The following is a 17,486-nucleotide window of genomic DNA, read 5'->3' on the forward strand; positions in this document are numbered from 1 at the left end:
GTTTTGCAGGGTCAGATCAGACCTGATAGGGCGGCCGCCCAACCATGTAGAGATGGTGGGCGGCCGCGACATGAGGACTTTATTGAGCGGGTGTCGTGGTAGAAGGCTGGGTAGTAGAGGGTTGTGTGGTTGAAGGCGCCGTTGTCGACGGCTCGGTCGTGGAAGGCGTCGCCGTAGACGGCTGGGTCGTGGACGGTTCGGTGGTCGACGGGGCCGTTGTCGAGGGGGTGCCTGTCGACGGTTGAGAGGTCGTCGGCTCAGTCGTGGTCGCCGGCGGTGTCGCAGTCTCCGTGGTCGTTTCCTTCTTCGGCACTAGAAGGACGACGAGGATGATAACCACTACGGCAAGAATTATTCCGAGGACAGTATTTCGGCTCATGCTTCACTCCTCTTGGATGCATCGACTCGGAAATTGTACCACGGCATCCCGAACCGGAGATGAACAGGCTATCAAGGCTTGGGGCTATCGCCGCGACCGGCCACCTTCATTGTGTAATGGAGAAATTTGGCGCATCACCACCTTCGCCGTGCGCTAGGAATTGCACCAGAGCGGAGAGGAGCCGTTCCGCTGTTGCGCGATCGAGCATGACTTCAACGACTTCCTCTTGCTCGGCCACTAACTGAAGACGACCGAGCAGCGGGTCAGTAGAAATCACGCCGATGTCATCACCTTGGTATTCCGCCTCCAATGTCGACCAGTTGCTTTCCATCGCCCCGTCCTCGTTTGTGCATTAGCAGAAGACGATAAACGAGTCCGGTTCGCAAAGCGAAGGAAACCAGCATGCAGGTCCAATCATGCAAGCCCAAGGCGCGAACTCTTTACTTCGTCAAAGCGGTTAGGAAGTCGCGATACATGGGCAGGCCAACCATATCACCAAAGTCGAGGCTGACGCGATTTGCGATCGCATGCCGCGTCGCCTCCGAGGCAACTTTCACATCTGACGCCTGAAAAGGCGTGCCATAACTGAGTCGCCGCGCTATCGGCGACCGGTCGCATGTCTCCGCGGAACGGCGCAGTTCAGCCAGATCTACCGCGTCGTCGGGACGCGCGAATCTGCACTGCGCCTGACGACCTTGCCCTCCTCAGCCTTGTAGAAGAACTGACTTGAGACGAGCCAGCCCTTCAAGGGCCGAAGCGGTGGAATACATGTCAGCAGCATGAACGGGCCGGTGACCAGCAAGTGAACCCAGAGCGGCGCGCTGTACTGAACTTCGAGCCAGACGCCAAGAAGCACGCTTGGCACGCAGGCAAAGCAGATGACGAAGAAGGCAGGCCCGTCGGCTGGGTCGGCGAAGGAATAGTCGAGGCCGCAGACTTCGCATTCCTTGCGCATCTTAAGGAAACCCTCGAAGAGGTGCCCCTGTCCGCAGCGCGGGCAACGGCCGCGCAGGCCGGTCTGCATGGGCGGGATAGGCGGCCAATCGTGATCCGAAGACATCGTCGATCCTTTCAGACGTCTTGTCCGGCGCATTCCTAATGTTGCGCCGATGTTGCCTGGGTATGCGGCCCGCCATTCCAGGCGCCGCCTCAGGTCCAGGGGATTAAGCGCCTGAAAGCATACATTGTCAATTTATTGTATGCATACATTGCTGCGACAATTCCGCCCGCCATTAGGACTCTCGTTAGACCACGAGGCTGGATGCCGCCGGGGATTGGCCGAGGAGATCGGCGATGATCAGCAGACTGCGACGCAGTTCCTCCTGCGTTGCCGGTGCGCCAAGCCCCAGGCGTACGGCCTCCGGGAGCGGTCCGAGGGAAAAGGCGTCGCTCGGTACGACTGCAATTCCCGCAGCCTGCAGCCGCCCGCTGAACTCACCGCGTGTCCACGGTTGCGGCAGGCGCAACCAGACGTGAAAAGCACTTGGATCGGTGACGGCCGTGCCCTTGGGGAGGACGTTTTCGACGATCTGTTGCCGAGCGGCCGTTTCGCGACGGATCGCGGCGAGGACGGCTTCGGCCGTTCCATCCTCAATCCAGCGGGTCGCGATCGCTGCCGTGAGCGGTGAAGCGAGACCGGCAGTCGCCCTGATCGCGCCCTCGATTCGGACCGAGCTGCGGCTGTCCGGAACGGCGAGATAGGCAACGCGGAGCGCTGGCGAAAGGCATTTCGCGAGACCTCCGATGTAGTAGACGAAATCGGGTGCCAGAGCGGCAAGTGCGGGCGGCGGCGCGACGGGCAGGGGGCCGTAGGCATCATCCTCAATGATCGGCACCCCATGCCGTCTGGCGATGGCAACGATCGCTTCACGACGCTCCAGCGGGAGCGTGGCGGTTGTCGGATTGTGAAGTGTCGGATTGCAATAGAGTGCCTTTAATGTTCGCGTTGAACATAGCTCATCAAAGGCTTCTGGTATAAGGCCTTTCTCGTCGATGGCGATCCCCAGCAGCGTTAGGCCGAGATGGGCGGCCAAGGCCCGGAGGCCGGGGTAGGCAATGGCCTCGGCACATATGGTGTCGCCTGGCTTTGCCAAGCTGGTGAGCGTTGCAGGCAGCGCGCCTTGTGCACCGGGGCAGATCAGCACGCGCTCGACCGGCACGTCGCCGAGGCGCGGCCTCAGCCAGGCGGCGCCGGCGGCTCTGTTGTGCGCAGTGCCGGCCGGCGCCTGGTAGCGCATCAGGAGGTCGAGTCCGTGCTCGGCCTGAAGTGAGGCCATGTCGTCCCAGAGCTTTGCAGCAAGCGCTTGATCGTCAAACAACGGCGGCAGGTTCATGCTCATGTCGACGATACCGCTCGTCGCCGGACGGGCGTTCGTGGCGCGCCGTGCCTTGACATAGGTGCCCTGGCCCACGCGACCTTCCACCAGGCCACGATGCCTCGCTTCGTTGTAGGCGCGGCTGACGGTGGTAAAATCGATCCCAAGGGCCTCGGCGAGCACGCGTTGCGGCGGCAGGCGGATGCCGTCGACAAGGCGGCCATCAGCGATATCCGCCGCAATTGCATCCGCGATCGCGAGGTAGAGAGGTCCGTCTGCCTTACGAATGGTGGGGCGCCACGAGATCTGCAGGCGTTCGTCGTTCATCACTACCATATCCGGCTACTATTATTGTATGGATATTGCATGTTTTTGCGTGGTGGGCAAGTCTCCCGACCGGCTGCTGAACGAGATAACACGCCAAAGCCCGCCAGCAGGACGCCGAGGACGCGATCCAGAGCCGCAGTCGAAACAGGCGGACACGCAGCCGGCCAGACAACGCTACATTTCTGGGTAGCACGTAGCGCTGGTGCGGTTGCAAAAGTAGTAGCTCGTTAACCAAATTTGTGGTTGAGTGAAGACATCGACTCGCCCATGAAGGGCAAAAATCTCTAATCGACGGCTCTGTAATGTCCAGCATTCATACGAACGCGGCAGCGATGTCTGCCGTCCATATTTTGAGAAATACCGCTGTAACGCTTGCTACCACTCATGATGAAGTGAGTTCCGGCCTTCGTATACAAACCGCGGCGGATGACGCTGCGTACTGGTCGATCTCCACGACGATGCGTTCAGATCGCAAGGCGATCTCGGCCGTTGCCGACGCTCTCGGTCTGGGGGCAGCGAAGGTCGGCGTCGCCTACGAGGGGACCGAATCGATCGTTGAGATTTTGACTGCATTCAAGACAAGGGTCATCGCCGCAAAAGAGCCTGGCGTTGACAAAGCCAAGATCCAGAAGGAACTCGGCCAACTCAATGCTCAAGCGGAGAGCGTCATTGCCTCGTCCAGCTTCAACGGCGTGAACTGGCTACGCACAGGCGCCTCGACCCACCTCATGCAAACCGCTGAATTGACCGCTTCGATCGTCTCGTCGTTCGTCAGAGCGGCGGACGGATCGGTGGCAGTGAACACGACGGATCTCAATCTCAAGCTGACGAGCATGCTCAATGCTGGTGGCGGCGGCATCTTGCAGAAGGAAATAGGCGGTGTGGGAGACATTGGCGGTTTCCGGAGAACGGGCATCAATTCGACCGCTCATCAGGGTCACGAGAACCATGCCTTCACGGGGCCGGCGACATTCGGGCCGACTGACTATATCGAGTTCGATCTTACGGTCGATGCGGGTACGCACTCCGCAGGCCAGGTTTTTGCGGGCTTGCGGATTGACAAAGCCGTGATCGACGCGGCGCTCGCCACAACCGACGGCAAAATCAACACGGCGTCTCAACTGCGTGCTGTCCTGCAGCGAGTCTTTCAGGACAACTCGGTTCCCGCTACCGCCTATGAAACATTGTTCAGCGGATCCCCCTCATCGAGTCAATTCGAGATCGGCTCGCTCGAGACGTCCGGGGAACCAGGCTCCAGCATCGATATTTCCAACGTGGTGTCCGACTTCAACGGTGTTCACCCCGCAGGGTTTGCGCTGGGCCTGGAGGACGCACCAATAAACAATCACGATAATATGTATCCCCAGGCGAGCATCGGGTTTACCAAACCGTTTACGGTCTCGCCAACGGCGGCAATCTATTTTGATGTCAAGGTCGGCCCCGGCGCTTTACAGACCTACACGATAGATCGGGCGACGGTCGATGCCGCACTCGGCACAAGCGACGGCACGGTCGGCGACGCAACCGCGCTTGCGACGGTTATCGCATTTGCCTCGGCAGGAAGCGGGCTGGCCGTCACAGCGTCCGGCACGTCTCTCACGTTTTCCGCGGATCAGGCAATCTACCCCGAGGCTGGTAATCGCGCTGCGAGGGTCACGGTCGAAAACGTACGATCTACGCCACGCTGGACGCTCGACTTCGACCTTGCCGAGATTGACGTAACCGGCGCGGACTTTACTCTCGACGAATACATCGAGGGTATCGAATACATGTTGAAGGGCGCGATTTCGAGTGCGAGCTTGCTTGGCTCTCTGCAAATGCGCATCGACCTGCAATCCGACTTCACCAGTACTCTGATGGAGAGCATCGAAAAGGGCATCGGGCGCCTCGTCGACGCAGATATGAATGAAGCATCGGCTCGCCTCAAAGCCGCTCAAGCACAGCAGCAACTAGCAATACAGTCCCTGCAGATTGCCAATACAAACGCCGCTGGTGTGCTCTCATTGTTCCGATAGATTGGGGTACCGTTTCAGGCCGCACGCTCGGGCGACGCTCCCACAGTTTCGAGTACGTCTACATCAGCCTTCGGGCCGCCATTGCCGCCGAGCCTCCGTACGCCAAATTCCCTGACTGGCTGTTGGCGATTGTCATCTGAAACCAAGCCGTTTTCATTTCTGTTATTTGCATAAAGGGCAGCAACGTCATACGTTTGCCAGCGAAGCATGCACAACTGGCGATCCGATCGTCCGAAGGGTGTGTGTGCCATCTGAAATACAATCGATTCGACCCCGCGGGTCCCCGGAGCGGCGCCATGACTATCCTCAAAACCGATCTCGACCACGGGTGCCGCGCGGAGCGCCGAACCATGGGGCCGCGCCTGGACGCGCTGAAAATCGCGGCGCGCGCAGTGAAAAACCTGCTGGCACCGGCGATGACCGCCTGCCTTGTTACCCTTGCGGCGCCGGCCGTGGGCCACGCCGCCAGTTGCAAGGACGCGGCAGCACCCGGAGCGGACTGGACCGATTGCAACAAGAAGGCGCTCATGCTTGGCGGGAGCGATCTGCAAGGCGCCAATCTGGTCAATACGGATTTCACCCTGACCGATCTGCGCGCTGCCAATCTGACAGGCGCCAATCTGGAAAAGGCAACGCTGGTGCGCTCATCGGTAGCGGGCGCTCTGGCCGAGGGCGCGAATTTTTCGAGGATCGAAGCCTATCGCTGCAATTTCGCGGGTATCGCCGCTGAAAAAGCGTCCTTCGTCAATTCAGAACTGCAGCGTGCCAATTTCACCGGCGCTCGGCTGACGGGAGCGAGTTTCGAGAAAGCCGAACTCGGGCGCGCCAATTTCGATAAGGCGGAACTGACCGGAACCCGTTTCACACACGCCAACCTGTCGCGCGCCACCTTTACCAACTCGAGCTTTAAAGGCCCGCTCGACTTTCATGGCGCCTTCATGTTCCTGACGCGCATCGAGGGCGTAAACCTCTCCGAGGCGACCGGACTTGAACAGGAGCAGATCGACCTGACCTGTGGCGACAGCTCGACCAAGTTGCCGCCCGGCTTGAGCACGCCGGCGGCCTGGCCCTGCGCTTCCGACTAGGGATACTTCGCTATCCTCCGAACACTGGCGTGGTTGCAGCGACCATCCGCAGACGAGCCACGGCATCTCGATCTGGCGTACGGGAGGCCAGCCCTTTTTGTGCCAGATCCCGACGTGGAAGACCGTGGCTGATTCATCAATGCTTGGGGCGGCAGTGCTTATGGCGCAGATGGCGGGTACGGATACTGCCGAAATGTTGGATGTAACAAGCGGCGAATCTGATCGCGGAATTCGGGATAGTACGGAAATATGGCCTTTTAGGATTGCCTTCCGCGGCTCGGCTAAATCGACAACCCGACGAGTTTGGCGCGACCCTCGATCAAGTCCGCAAAGTGATTTGCGGAATTCCAAAGAAACATTCAGCCGGATGTTGGCGCGGGTTGTAGGGTATACCCGAACGACTTTGCTCTTCGCTCGAGATTGGTGAGGACGCGTCGACGGTAATTCTCCTCGTAGCGGGAGGGTCCCGGATCGCTGTATTCCATACCGTGCCGCAGGGTATTGTAGAACAAGACGGCGATTTTGCGGGCCGTGGCAGTGACCGCCTTGGCCTTACCGACGCGAGCCGACAGACGCCGATAGAATGCCCCCAACGTGCGCCCAACCGCAACCGCGGCAGGTCGCAGTAGCGCCGCGGCCCGGCTATCAGATCGTCGGGTCCGTGATGACAACACTTTGCCGCCGGAGATTTTGTTGCTTGGTGAGAGGCACAGCCAGGAGGTGAAGTGCTTGGCACTCGGCCAGGCCGAGAGGTTGGTCCCGCACTCTCCGACCAATTTGAGCGTCAGATAAGGTCCCGAGCCCGTGAATCTGGGTGACATCGCAGCCGAGCAAGCCGTACAGGGCGGCGCGAACGTCGAAGGCTGGGTCATTGGATTGCTTCTGCGTTGTCCGTCCGGTCTGCGGTTTGCCTACAGCGGTGGACGAGGCCCTCCGCAGCCGTTTCAACGCAGCCTCGATGCGCGCGTCGCAGAGCGCCACTTTGGCTTGGTAGACGTCGTAGAACTCCAGGGCCTGGGTCAGGGCAAAGATGTGCTCTTCGCGATCATTGCCGACGAGCGCTTGACGGATCGTCTCTGCGGACGCATGGCAGCGTGGGTCACGGTAGGACGCCAGAACCATCGGATCGCGCTCACCGGCGACAATCGCACTATTTACGGTTTCCCCGGACCGCTAATGACACTTTCACCGGATTCCTATTGACACTTTCCCCGGACCGCTATCGACACTTTCACCGCAACTCTATTACAACTTTCCCCATATCGCCTTGCTGAGAAAATGAAGTGACAAGCCAGGCGCTGGCATTCTTCGGGCAGCAGGCCGCCAAAAAATGGTCTGCATTCACGACGGGAAAAACGTGCCGGGCGCTTCGGGAGGGAGGCTGAAAGCGGAAGTGTGCTTTCATCGTCAAGCCAAGCTTCAGCGTAGGCGAAGCCGATATCGCCGTGCCGATCCTGGGTGAATTGCCCGGCTTCGACTATCCCACCAGACGTTGAGAACCCTTGCCGTCATTGTCTGCGTTCACCAGGAGCCAGAATATCGACCGAACAGCCGAGCGTTTGCAGAACCTGCAACACTTTTCCTATCTGAGCTGTCGGCTTGCCGGCCTCGAGATCGACAATGAACCGGAGCCCGACGCCAGCAACCCCGGCAAGTTCATCCTGCCGCAACTTTTGCTCCTTGCGTGCACTTCGGACCAAGGTGCCGATATCAGATGGAGTTTTAACGCGCTTTGCCATCATTATTTTCCCGCTCGGGAAAATAGCAAAATATTGGGTGGTCCGTCGAGAATAATATTCCCGATCGGGAAAAATAACGCGGACAGGGATATCTTCCGCAGATAACTTCCCGATCGGCGAATTTTATAGGAGATTGTCTCGACCCGGCCAATCGTTTGATGCGCATAAGCGAATGGAGAGGATTGAACCAGTCTTTGATGCCTCTTTGATACCGAAGGGATTGAGAACTACAAGCTGGCGACCGAGCGATCGGCGACAGCTGTGGATCACGGCACGTTTCGCCCTTGATGTCGAGGGCGGCGACCGGTCCGTCAAGGTCAATGACTTCTCCGGCTTCGGCAGGCCCTTGCCGGACGACAGGATTGATCGTAAGTCTATCTGAGGTGCCGCCTTGCGGCGATGGCCAGGCATTGCTTGAAAGCCTCGAGATCGGTAAGGCGATCGGCCTCCGGTACTTCCCGCTTGATCAGCACTCCCTCCCGGCGAAGGATGCCGCCGTCCAGCATGAGATTGTCGGCCATGTCGAAATCTTCGATGCTGAGGCCGTCGGAGCCGGCCATGCGTCCGTCAGGGCGCAGCGCAGCGTTACCCTGGTAATGATCGTTCAAGATACGTTCGTAGTAGCTGCGCGAAGTGTTGGTATAGGCGTAGACATGCTTGCCACGGCCACACATGAAGCCGAGCTCGAACACCGTGCCGACATCGGCACTGATGCCGCGAAACGGTGTAAGGTTGGCGATGATCATTTCGGATGCCAGCATCATGCCCTCATCGACGGCATAGATCGCCAGACCGCGTTCATGCTTGGTGGGGGCCGGTGGGATTTCAAGGTCGCCCGGCACCAGAGGCGTGAAGCCGGCCGCACGCGCCAGCGCCGCTTTCTCCTTCTGGACCTCGACCGCTTTGGACAGAAAAACTTCCGGGCCAGCGAGATAGACTTTCACGCGCAAACCTCCTCACGTCTCAGGCGGCCAATCTAGGGGAGCAACGCCGCCGCGCCTAGCTGCAGTCCAAAGCGAGCGTGCTTACCCACGGATTTCTCGCCTTTTGTCGAACTGGAGCGGACGCGAACGCTGTGTCCGACCGCCATGGACAGAGGCATTGGCCATCCGCTATGTGTCGCAACCGGTCACAACTCGACGATTGAGGCGCGCCCCATGTCTTTGCAGGATTTGACAACCTATGTCGGCGTTGCCCACCCTTGGATGTGCGACACGATGGGGCACATGAACGTGCGCCATTATGCGGCGATGTTCGACGACGCGAGTTTTCAGCTTCTTGGCCATATCGCCGGCACCGAAACAGAAGCAGACTCGGGCAGGGGGTGGGCGGATGTGCGCTCCGAGGTGGAATACAAGCACGAAACAAAGGCTGGCGCGCTGATCACCATCCGCTCGCGCGTCATCAAGCTCGGCCGCTCGTCGGTCACTTTCGAGCAGATCATGTCCGGTACGCTTGACGGCGTGGTACACGCCATCAACAGGACCACGACCGTACGCTTCGATCTTCAGGCGCGCGCGGCGGTCGTGCTCGAAGCGGACGCGCGGGAACGGGCGGAAGCGCTGGTGTCAAATGAGCCGGCGCGGCTTCGCGATCAATCGACGTAGACGCGTTCTTCAACCGGCGTTTCGGCAATCAGCGTCTGCAAGCCGCCGATCAAAGCCCTCTCGGCCCGGTTGATCGCTTTCTCCGGGTTCGTCAGCATGAAAATATCGATGGCGGGCGGATTGTCGTAGGGCGGCAGGCGCCAGAGAAGCCCGTCTGTTACATCGCGGCGGGCGACATGCAGTGGCAGTGAGCCGACGCCGAGACCGGCAAGTGTCATCCGCCGCACCTCCTCGAGGCTTGAGGAGACGCCAACGACATTGGCGTTGAGCTTGGCTTCGCTGCGAAGCAGCGCCACAGGCCGGAGCGCGTCGGCGATATGGTCGGTATGGAAGGAAACCGACGTCTCCCCCTTGAGGTCGGCGAGCTTCAACCCCTCCCGACCGAACAGCCGGTGGTGCGGACCACAGAAGAAGCCGAAAAACTCCCTGAAGACCATGAGATAGTCGAGCGCCGGATCCCGGACGCTGACGAGGCAAAGACCGAAGGAAGCACGCTTCTCTCGGACCTGGCGCGTGACCTCACCGCTCGGCCCGACATTGATCGTCAGCGTCGCACGCGGATAGCTGCGATGGAACTCCATCAGCGCCCGGTCGAAGATCGGCGTGACCACATGGCTCGCAACGGCAATCGTGACGTGGCCGGTGACGTCGTCGCTGACGCCGCGCACGAGTTGCGGCAGTTGCGAGATCGTGCCGAAGACCTCGACGCTCTGTTCGTAGAGCAACTGTCCCACTTCGGTGAGCTCAAAGCGCGTCGCATCCCGCTCGACCAGACGTCGCCCGACGCGGTCTTCAAGCCGCCGAAGTGCATTGCTCACACTCGGCTGCTTGAGGTTCAGCCGCTCGGCCGCACGTGTGATGCTTTTGACCTCGGCGATCACCACGAAGGTGCGCAAAAGGTTCCAGTCGAGCTCCCAGACGAGCCGATCCAACCGCGGTGAAGTCATTCTTCAGATCTATGCCTTCTATTTCCATTATCTATTTGCGCAATGCTGAAGCAGAAGCAATCATGAAATTCGGAAGGCGCCTCCGTGCCGGGCCCCAAGCGCACCAGAAGGCGCATTCACCCAGAGGAACAAGGAACAATTTATGAAGAGCCTATTCTCCGGCCTGCTGGCCGCGACGCTGACCATCGCTGCAACTTTCTCCGCCGTCTCGGCGAAGGCCGACGACCTCGAGAACGTCAAGGCGGCCGGCGAACTGAAGATCGCCATGTCGGGCCAGTACCCGCCGTTCAATTTCGTCAATGAAGAAAACCAGGTCGTCGGTTTCGACGCTTCAATCGGCCAGGCAATTGCCGAGCGTGTCGGCGTCAAGGGCACGCTGGTCACGACCGCCTGGGACGGCATCATCGCCGGCCTGCTCGCCAACAAATACGATACGATCGTCGGCTCGATGACGATCACCCCGGAGCGGGAGAAGGTCGTCGATTTCGTCGGTCCATATTACCATGCCGGTCGCGCCGTCTTCGTCAGCGAGGCATCCAGTGTTCAAAAGCTCGACGAACTCAAGGGCAAGACGCTTGGCGTGACGCTCGGGGAAACGCATGAGAAGTGGGCACGCGAGCAGGGCGGCTGGGATGTGCGCACCTATAAGGGCCTGCCGGAGCTGCTGATGGAATTGAAGAGCGGTCGTGTCGATGCGATCGTCGTCGACAACATTCCGGTCATGGTCGCCGTCAAGGAAACCGGCGAAAAGGTCCGTCGCCTGGAAACGCCTGACATCGAAGGCGGTAGCGTCGCGATCGGCATTGCCATCCGCAAGAACAATCCGGAGCTGAAGGCGGCGATGCAGAAGGCGCTCGAGGACATGCTGGCAGACGGTTCCTACGAGAAGATCGCCATGGAATGGGTCGGCAGCGATATCCGCTGATCCCCTGAGCTTCCCGTCTCTCCGGCCGCAGCATGAGCCGCGGCCGGAGCTTATGAATTCGCCTTCCGGAGTTTTCCCATGGACGTTTCGCTGGTTGAGCGCGTCTTCCCGTTTTTCGTGGAAGCGGCGTGGATCACGATCGAGATCTCGGTACTTGCGCTTGCGCTCGGGCTGGTGGTGGCGTTCCTGATCGGCGCCGCCAAGATGTCGCGCTCGTTTCTGCTGCGCGCCTTCGGTACCGCCTATGTCAGCCTGTTTCGCGGCACGCCGTGCCTCATCCAGCTCTTCGTGCTTTACTTCGGCGGTCCGCAGATCGGCATCAATCTGGAGCCATTTGCTGCCGGCGTCATTGGCCTTGGTCTCAACATCGGCGCCTACATGGCGGAATCGATCCGCGGCGCGGTGCTCTCGGTCGATCGCGGTCAGACGGAGGCAGCACGCTCGATCGGCTTCAGCCGGTTCCAGACCATGCGCAAGGTGGTCTTGCCGCAAGCTGCGCGCCTGATGATCCGGCCGCTCGGCGTCAATGCGGTAGCCCTCGTCAAGGGATCAGCACTCGTCTCGACGATTTCAGTGGTCGAGCTCACCTATACCGCGCAGCGCTACATCGGTTCGACTTACAAGCCGTTCGAGATCTTCGGCGTTGCCGCGGTGCTCTACATGCTCATCGTCTATGTCGTCGCGCGGATCGTCGATCTCATCGACCGACGCTACGCCATAGCTTGAGGGGGAGACGCGCATGCAAGGTCTCGATTTCAGCGTCGTTCCACCCTATGCCGACATCCTCTGGCTGGGCGTCTGGTGGACGGTCGTCCTGACCATCTCCGCCGCCCTGATCAGCTTCGTCTTCGGCATCGTTTTCGCCCTCGTCGTGCTCTATGCACCGAAAACCGTGGCCCTGCCGGTGCGGGCGTTCATGTGGCTGTTCATGGGCACGCCGTTGCTCCTGCAGCTTTTCCTGATCTATTACGGGCTCGGACAGCTGGGCTTCAAGATCCCGGCGCTGATCGCCGGCATCATCGGTCTCGGCCTGCATTTTGCCGTCTACAATGCCGACATCCTTCGCGCCGGTATCGTGGCCGTCGATGCCGGACAGACGGAGGGCGCCCGCAGCCTTGGCTTCAGCCGCATGCAGACGCTGCGCCACTTCATCGTGCCGCAGGCGATCCGCAACACCATTCCGGCCATGGGCAACAACCTGATCGTGCTCCTGAAGGAATCCTCGCTCGTTTCGATCATCGGCATTGCCGAACTCGTCCATGCCGCACAGCTCGCGATCAGCGAGACCTTCAGGCCGTTCGAATTCTACATCACGGTCGCAGCTCTCTATTACATCCTCAATCTCGTCCTCGAAGCGGGTCTGCGCCAGGTCGAAAAGAACGTGGAGGTTTCACGATGACCGCACAGAGACCCATGGTCGAAGTCAAGGGTGCCCGCAAGAATTACGGCGCCCTGGAAGTCCTGAAGGGCATCGATCTCTCCGTGGCGCGCGGCCAGATCGTTGCGATTATCGGCCCGAGCGGTTCGGGCAAGAGCACGCTTTTGAGGTCGATCAACCATCTGGAGACGCTGAATGGTGGCGAAGTCTGGCTTGATGGCGTTCAGGTCAACCAGGACCTGAGAGGTCAGGCCTTCGAAAGGCACATCAATGCGGTGCGCCAACAGATGGGTATGGTGTTCCAGCACTTCAACCTGTTCCCACACCTGACCGTCCTGCAGAACATTACCATGGGGCCGATCATTCTGAAGGGCATGGCAAAGGCGGCGGCGCGTGAACTCGCCATCGAACTCCTGTCGAAGGTGGGCCTTGCCGACAAGGTCGATGCCTTTCCGTCCCGGCTTTCCGGCGGACAAAAGCAACGCGTCGCGATCGCCCGGGCGCTTGCGATGCAGCCGAAGGTGATGCTCTTCGACGAGGCGACTTCGGCCCTCGACCCGGAACTGGTCGACGAAGTGAACGCGGTCATGAAGCAACTCGCGGCCGAGCATATGACCATGCTGATTGTCACCCATGAGATGCGGTTTGCCGGTGAGGTCGCCGACCGTGTCCTGTTCATGGATGGCGGTGTCGTCGTCGAGCAAGGCGCGCCTGGCGAGATCTTCCGCCAACCGACGCAGGAGCGCACCCGGGCCTTCCTCAAGAAGTACCTGGCGGCGTGATGGGGGTGATGATGGAAGAAAACAACCGATACCCCGATTTCGGCCTGACGCCGGAACAGCGCCGCGAGGCGGTGCTAGGTCACTATTACGAATATCCGGGCATGGACGGGGAGCGCGGCGAGATCTGGTGCTACACCGACGCCTATGCCTATCCGCCAGGCGCCACCGTGCGGCTGCAGGTCAGTTCGACGGCTCCCCGCTTCTCGCTTGAAATCGTTGGCGACGGTGCAACCGAGCAAAGCGTCATGAAGCATGACGGCCTTGCCGCGCGCTGGCAGGAAACGCCTGACCAGTGCTCGGTCGTCGGCTGCGGCTGGGAGTCGAGCTTCGAGTTCAAGGTTGAAGAGAACTGGCCGTCCGGCGCCTACCGCGTCACGCTGAGAGCGGAGGGCAAGGACGGCACGCCGATCTATTGTCATCACCTCTTCATCGTGCGGCCGATCGCTGGCCGAAAGCCGGGCCGCGTGCTGCAGATCGCCGCTACCGGCTCCTGGACCTCTTACAATACCTGGGGTGGATCCAACCACTACCAGGGCATCACGGGTCCCAACCGCGACCAGTATGCGACGACGGTCAGCATCGAGCGCCCCTTCTGCCGTGGCTTCGTCGTGCTGCCGGCCGACGCGCCGCGCGTGCCGCTTGAAATCTACGCGCCAATGGCCGTCGCTCCACGTTACCCGCATATGGAATGGGCCTATGCCAACGGCTATTCCAAGAAGTATGCCTCCTCCGGCTGGGCGAGTTACGACAGTCATTTCTTCCGCTGGGCGGAACGTCAGGGCTATGCCGTCGATCTCGCCAGCCAGCATGACCTGCATTTCAACCCTGAGATCCTCGACGGCTATGACTGCGTCGTCTTCGTCGGCCATGACGAATACTGGACCTGGGAAATGCGCGATGCGGTCGACACCTATGTCGAGCGCGGCGGCAGGGCGGCCCGTTTTGCCGGCAACTTCATGTGGCAGACGCGCCTCGAAGACGGCGGCAAGCGCCAGGTTTGCTACAAGTACCGGTCACGGGCCGAAGACCCCGCCTATCGCTTAGCTGATCCGACGCGGACCAGCGGCTCCTGGGAGGCCGCCGAGATCGGTCGGCCGGGCGCGGCGACCTTTGGACTCAACGCCACCCGCGGGCTCTACGTCGGCTGGGGCGGTTGCGCCCCGCGCGGAGCACGGGGCTTTCCGGTCTATCGGCCCGAGCATTGGGCTTTTGCCGGAACAGGTATCTACTACGGCGATATCCTCGGCGCGGAAGGCCATGCCTTCGGCTATGAGGTCGATGGTCTCGACTACATCATCCGCGGCGGACTGCCGGAGCCTGCCGAAAACAGTGGCGCGCCGGAAGGTCTCGAAATCCTCGCGCTCGGCATGTCGTCGTTGAAGGAAGAAAGCGCCGACATTCCCGCCGACGACCAGTTCCTCTCAGATGCCGACGCGAAATTCGTCGCCGAGACGCTGACCGGCGACAATGGCCCGGCGGCCGTCGAACGCGTCAAGCGCGGCGCAGGCATGATCGTCAATTTCCCGCGCGGCAAGGGCGAGGTCTTCCACGCCGGAAGCTGCGAATGGGTGGCGGCACTCAAACGCGGCGACGCGATGGTCGAGCGCGTCACCGCCAATGTTCTCAATCACTATCTCAACCGCTGACAGAGACTTGCCATGCTCAAGACGACAGCTTCCAACGAACGACCCGCCTCTCACCTCTTCTATCAGTCGCGCCTGCGCCGTCCGCTGGTTGACCGCGCTGAAGGCATCTATCTCTGGGATCAGGACGGACGCCGTGTGATCGACGGTTCGAGCGGCGCCATGGTGGTCAATATCGGCCATGGCAACCGCAACGTGCTCGATGCGATGAAGCGCCAGATGGATCGGGTGACTTTCGCTTACCGGCTGCATTTCGAAAACGAGCCTGCGGAGGACTTGGCCCGCCGCGCCGCCGAAAAGCTGCCTGATGGCATGGACAAGATCTTCTTCGTTTCAGGCGGCTCGGAAGCCGTCGAATCCTGCCTCAAGCTCGCGCGGCAATGGGCTGTCGCCACCGGCCAGAAGGATCGCTGGAAGGTGATTTCGCGCTTTCCCTCCTATCATGGCGGCACGCTTGGAGCCTTGGCCGTCACCGGTTATGCCGCACTCTCTGCCCCCTTCTCGCCGATGATGCGCGAGATGCCGAAGGTGCCGGCGCCAACCGCTTATCTTGACCGGGACAACCTGACGATGGAGCAGCGCGGCATCAAATATGCCGACATGCTGGAGGAGAAGATCCAGGCGGAAGGCCCGGAAACGGTGCTGGCCTTCATCATGGAGCCGATCGGCGGCGCCTCGACCGGAGCTCTGGTGGCGCCGGACAGCTACTACCCGCGCATTCGCGAAATCTGCGACAAGTACGGCATCCTGCTGATCCATGACGAGGTGATGAGTGGTGCGGGCCGCACCGGAAAGTTCCTCGGTGGCGACCACTGGAATTGCCGCCCGGATCTGATCGCGCTCTCAAAGGGCTTCGCTTCCGGCTATTGCCCGCTCGGCGCCATGGCCGCGCCGTCACGGATCGTTCAGCCGGTTCTCGATGCCGGCGGTTTCCAACATGGCTTCACCTATGCCGGCAATCCGCTTGCCTGCGCGGCCGGTCTTGCCGTTCTCGACGAGATTGATCGGCTTGGCCTCATAGACAATGCCGCCGCCATGGGCGAGGCGTTGAAGGCAGAACTGGTGGCGCTTTCCGGTCGCTTCCCTTTCATCGGCAACGTGCGCGGCAAGGGGTTGTTGCTGGCAGCCGAGTTCGTTTCCGACCGCGAAACGATGAGGCCATTGCCAAAGGAATTGAACGCACACCAGCGCATGGTCGATCTCGCCTATGAACGCGGCCTGATCATCTATTCCAGGCGCACGCGCGGCGGCGTCGAGGGCGACCATTTCCTCGTCTGCCCACCGATGATCATCACCCGTGAGCAGATCGGCGAGATCGTCGGCATCCTCGGTGACGTTCTCGAAGTGCTCGCCGAAGAACTCAACCTTCCCGTCAACCGCTGAGGCCTTGACCATGACGAAAGCCAAGACATCGCGCAAAGTGATCATCACCTGCGCGGTGACGGGATCGGTGCACACGCCGACCATGTCGCCTTACCTGCCGATTACGCCCGACCAGATCGCCTTTGAAGCGGTTGCAGCGGCCGAGGCCGGCGCTTCCATCCTGCATCTACACGCGCGTAACCCGACGGACGGCCGTCCGTCCGCCGATCCGGCGCTGTTCATGCAATTCCTGCCGCGCATCAAGCAGTCGACCGATGCGGTCGTGAACATCTCGACCGGCGGCTCGTCGCTGATGGCGCTGGAAGATCGACTTGCCGCATCCCTTCGCGCCGAACCGGAAATGTGCTCGCTGAATATGGGTTCGATGAATTTCGCGCTCTTTCCGGCGCTCGACAAACCGACGGAATGGAAGCACGAATGGGAGCCGGAGCTTCTGGAAGCAACGCGCGGTTCGATCTTCAAGAACACCTTTGCCGATATGGAGTTTATCCTGACGCGGCTCGGCCAAGGCTGCGGCACGCGCTTCGAGTTCGAATGTTATGACGTCGGCCATCTCTATTCGCTGGCGCATTTCCGCGATCGCGGCCTGGTGTCGGGCCATCTCTTCATCCAGTTCGTCTTCGGTGTCCTCGGTGGCATCGGCGCCGACCCGGAAAACCTGACGCATATGAAGCGCATCGCCGACAAGCTCTTCGGCGACGACTACAGCTTCTCGGTGCTGGCTGCCGGCCGCCACCAGATGCCGATGATCACAATGGCTGCTGCCATGGGCGGCAATGTGCGCGTCGGGTTGGAAGACAGTCTCTATAACGGCCGCGGGACGCTTGCGACCAGCAATGCCGAACAGGTTCACCGCATCCGCACGGTGCTGGACGCGTTGTCGCTGGAGGTTGCCACACCAGCCGAGGCACGCGATCTTCTCGGCCTAAAGGGCGGAGACAAGGTCGCGTTCTAATGGCGC

16 protein-coding genes and 2 pseudogenes are annotated in these 17,486 nt (G+C 60.7%); 10 read left to right on the plus strand and 8 right to left on the minus strand.

Features of this window, described 5'->3' with window-relative positions; genetic code table 11:
* Positions 1-485: 485 nt before the first annotated feature.
* The 3 genes from BHMPCIPO_RS18200 to BHMPCIPO_RS18210 all read right to left on the minus strand — a co-directional run bounded on the left by BHMPCIPO_RS18200 (position 486) and on the right by BHMPCIPO_RS18210 (position 3,021).
* Positions 486-710 (minus strand): hypothetical protein, encoded by a 225-nt coding sequence (locus BHMPCIPO_RS18200; RefSeq protein WP_173518265.1) that lies wholly within the window; start codon positions 708-710, stop codon positions 486-488.
* A 318-nt stretch (positions 711-1,028) separates the two neighbouring features.
* Positions 1,029-1,439, minus strand: a complete 411-nt coding sequence (locus BHMPCIPO_RS18205; protein WP_173518266.1) for a DUF983 domain-containing protein — start codon at positions 1,437-1,439, stop codon at positions 1,029-1,031.
* 184 nt (positions 1,440-1,623) lie between these two features.
* Positions 1,624-3,021, minus strand: coding sequence for an aminotransferase-like domain-containing protein (locus BHMPCIPO_RS18210; protein WP_173518267.1), 1,398 nt, complete (start codon positions 3,019-3,021; stop codon positions 1,624-1,626).
* 302 nt (positions 3,022-3,323) lie between these two features.
* On the opposite strand from BHMPCIPO_RS18210, the gene BHMPCIPO_RS18215 reads away from it, so the two are divergent.
* Positions 3,324-5,036 (plus strand): flagellin N-terminal helical domain-containing protein, encoded by a 1,713-nt coding sequence (locus tag BHMPCIPO_RS18215; RefSeq protein ID WP_173518268.1) that lies wholly within the window; start codon positions 3,324-3,326, stop codon positions 5,034-5,036.
* Between the two features lie 416 nt (positions 5,037-5,452).
* Positions 5,453-6,121 carry a pentapeptide repeat-containing protein gene (locus BHMPCIPO_RS18220; protein ID WP_173520087.1) on the plus strand — a complete coding sequence of 223 codons (669 nt, stop codon included), beginning with the start codon at positions 5,453-5,455 and terminating at the stop codon, positions 6,119-6,121.
* Positions 6,122-6,480: 359 nt separating this feature from the next.
* Here BHMPCIPO_RS18220 and BHMPCIPO_RS33835 read toward each other — a convergent pair.
* From BHMPCIPO_RS33835 to BHMPCIPO_RS18240, 4 genes and pseudogenes are all read right to left on the minus strand, one after another.
* A pseudogene (locus tag BHMPCIPO_RS33835) lies at positions 6,481-7,273 on the minus strand (transposase); the annotation flags it as partial.
* A 140-nt stretch (positions 7,274-7,413) separates the two neighbouring features.
* A pseudogene (locus BHMPCIPO_RS18230) lies at positions 7,414-7,633 on the minus strand (HipA N-terminal domain-containing protein); the annotation flags it as partial.
* A complete protein-coding gene (locus tag BHMPCIPO_RS18235) occupies positions 7,630-7,860 on the minus strand; it encodes a helix-turn-helix transcriptional regulator (protein ID WP_173518269.1) in 231 nt (76 codons plus the stop codon). The pseudogene BHMPCIPO_RS18230 and the gene BHMPCIPO_RS18235, both read right to left, overlap by 4 nt.
* Positions 7,861-8,234: 374 nt before the next feature.
* Positions 8,235-8,810 carry a nucleoside 2-deoxyribosyltransferase gene (locus tag BHMPCIPO_RS18240; protein ID WP_173518270.1) on the minus strand — a complete coding sequence of 192 codons (576 nt, stop codon included), beginning with the start codon at positions 8,808-8,810 and terminating at the stop codon, positions 8,235-8,237.
* Positions 8,811-9,017: 207 nt separating this feature from the next.
* On the opposite strand from BHMPCIPO_RS18240, the gene BHMPCIPO_RS18245 reads away from it, so the two are divergent.
* Positions 9,018-9,467, plus strand: a complete 450-nt coding sequence (locus BHMPCIPO_RS18245) for an acyl-CoA thioesterase (RefSeq protein ID WP_173518271.1) — start codon at positions 9,018-9,020, stop codon at positions 9,465-9,467.
* Here the strand turns inward: BHMPCIPO_RS18245 and BHMPCIPO_RS18250 are convergent.
* The gene (locus tag BHMPCIPO_RS18250; protein ID WP_173518272.1) at positions 9,455-10,414 is read right to left on the minus strand and encodes a LysR family transcriptional regulator; all 960 of its coding nucleotides are present in this window, start codon (positions 10,412-10,414) and stop codon (positions 9,455-9,457) included. The two genes, BHMPCIPO_RS18245 and BHMPCIPO_RS18250, sit on opposite strands and share 13 nt — an antisense overlap.
* A 142-nt stretch (positions 10,415-10,556) precedes the next feature.
* Here BHMPCIPO_RS18250 and BHMPCIPO_RS18255 point away from each other — a divergent pair, with 142 nt between their 5' ends.
* The 7 genes from BHMPCIPO_RS18255 to kce all read left to right on the plus strand — a co-directional run bounded on the left by BHMPCIPO_RS18255 (position 10,557) and on the right by kce (position 17,480).
* Complete coding sequence (locus tag BHMPCIPO_RS18255; protein ID WP_173518273.1) at positions 10,557-11,339, plus strand: ABC transporter substrate-binding protein; 783 nt, start codon at positions 10,557-10,559, stop codon at positions 11,337-11,339.
* Between the two features lie 78 nt (positions 11,340-11,417).
* Positions 11,418-12,065: an amino acid ABC transporter permease gene (locus tag BHMPCIPO_RS18260; RefSeq protein WP_173518274.1), complete on the plus strand. Its 648-nt coding sequence runs from the start codon at positions 11,418-11,420 to the stop codon at positions 12,063-12,065.
* A 13-nt stretch (positions 12,066-12,078) separates the two neighbouring features.
* The gene (locus tag BHMPCIPO_RS18265) at positions 12,079-12,738 is read left to right on the plus strand and encodes an amino acid ABC transporter permease (protein ID WP_173518275.1); all 660 of its coding nucleotides are present in this window, start codon (positions 12,079-12,081) and stop codon (positions 12,736-12,738) included.
* A complete protein-coding gene (locus BHMPCIPO_RS18270; protein ID WP_282439071.1) occupies positions 12,735-13,499 on the plus strand; it encodes an amino acid ABC transporter ATP-binding protein in 765 nt (254 codons plus the stop codon). Before BHMPCIPO_RS18265 ends, BHMPCIPO_RS18270 begins: the two co-directional genes overlap by 4 nt.
* 8 nt (positions 13,500-13,507) lie before the next feature.
* Positions 13,508-15,145 carry a N,N-dimethylformamidase beta subunit family domain-containing protein gene (locus tag BHMPCIPO_RS18275; protein ID WP_173518276.1) on the plus strand — a complete coding sequence of 546 codons (1,638 nt, stop codon included), beginning with the start codon at positions 13,508-13,510 and terminating at the stop codon, positions 15,143-15,145.
* A gap of 12 nt (positions 15,146-15,157) precedes the next feature.
* Complete coding sequence (locus tag BHMPCIPO_RS18280) at positions 15,158-16,525, plus strand: aminotransferase family protein (RefSeq protein WP_173518277.1); 1,368 nt, start codon at positions 15,158-15,160, stop codon at positions 16,523-16,525.
* 10 nt (positions 16,526-16,535) lie between these two features.
* Complete coding sequence (gene kce, locus BHMPCIPO_RS18285) at positions 16,536-17,480, plus strand: 3,5-dioxohexanoate:acetyl-CoA acetone transferase (RefSeq protein ID WP_173518278.1); 945 nt, start codon at positions 16,536-16,538, stop codon at positions 17,478-17,480.
* The last annotated feature ends 6 nt before the right edge of the window (positions 17,481-17,486 follow it).

Source organism: Ensifer sesbaniae (assembly GCF_013283665.1).
Classification (GTDB): domain Bacteria; phylum Pseudomonadota; class Alphaproteobacteria; order Rhizobiales; family Rhizobiaceae; genus Ensifer; species Ensifer sesbaniae.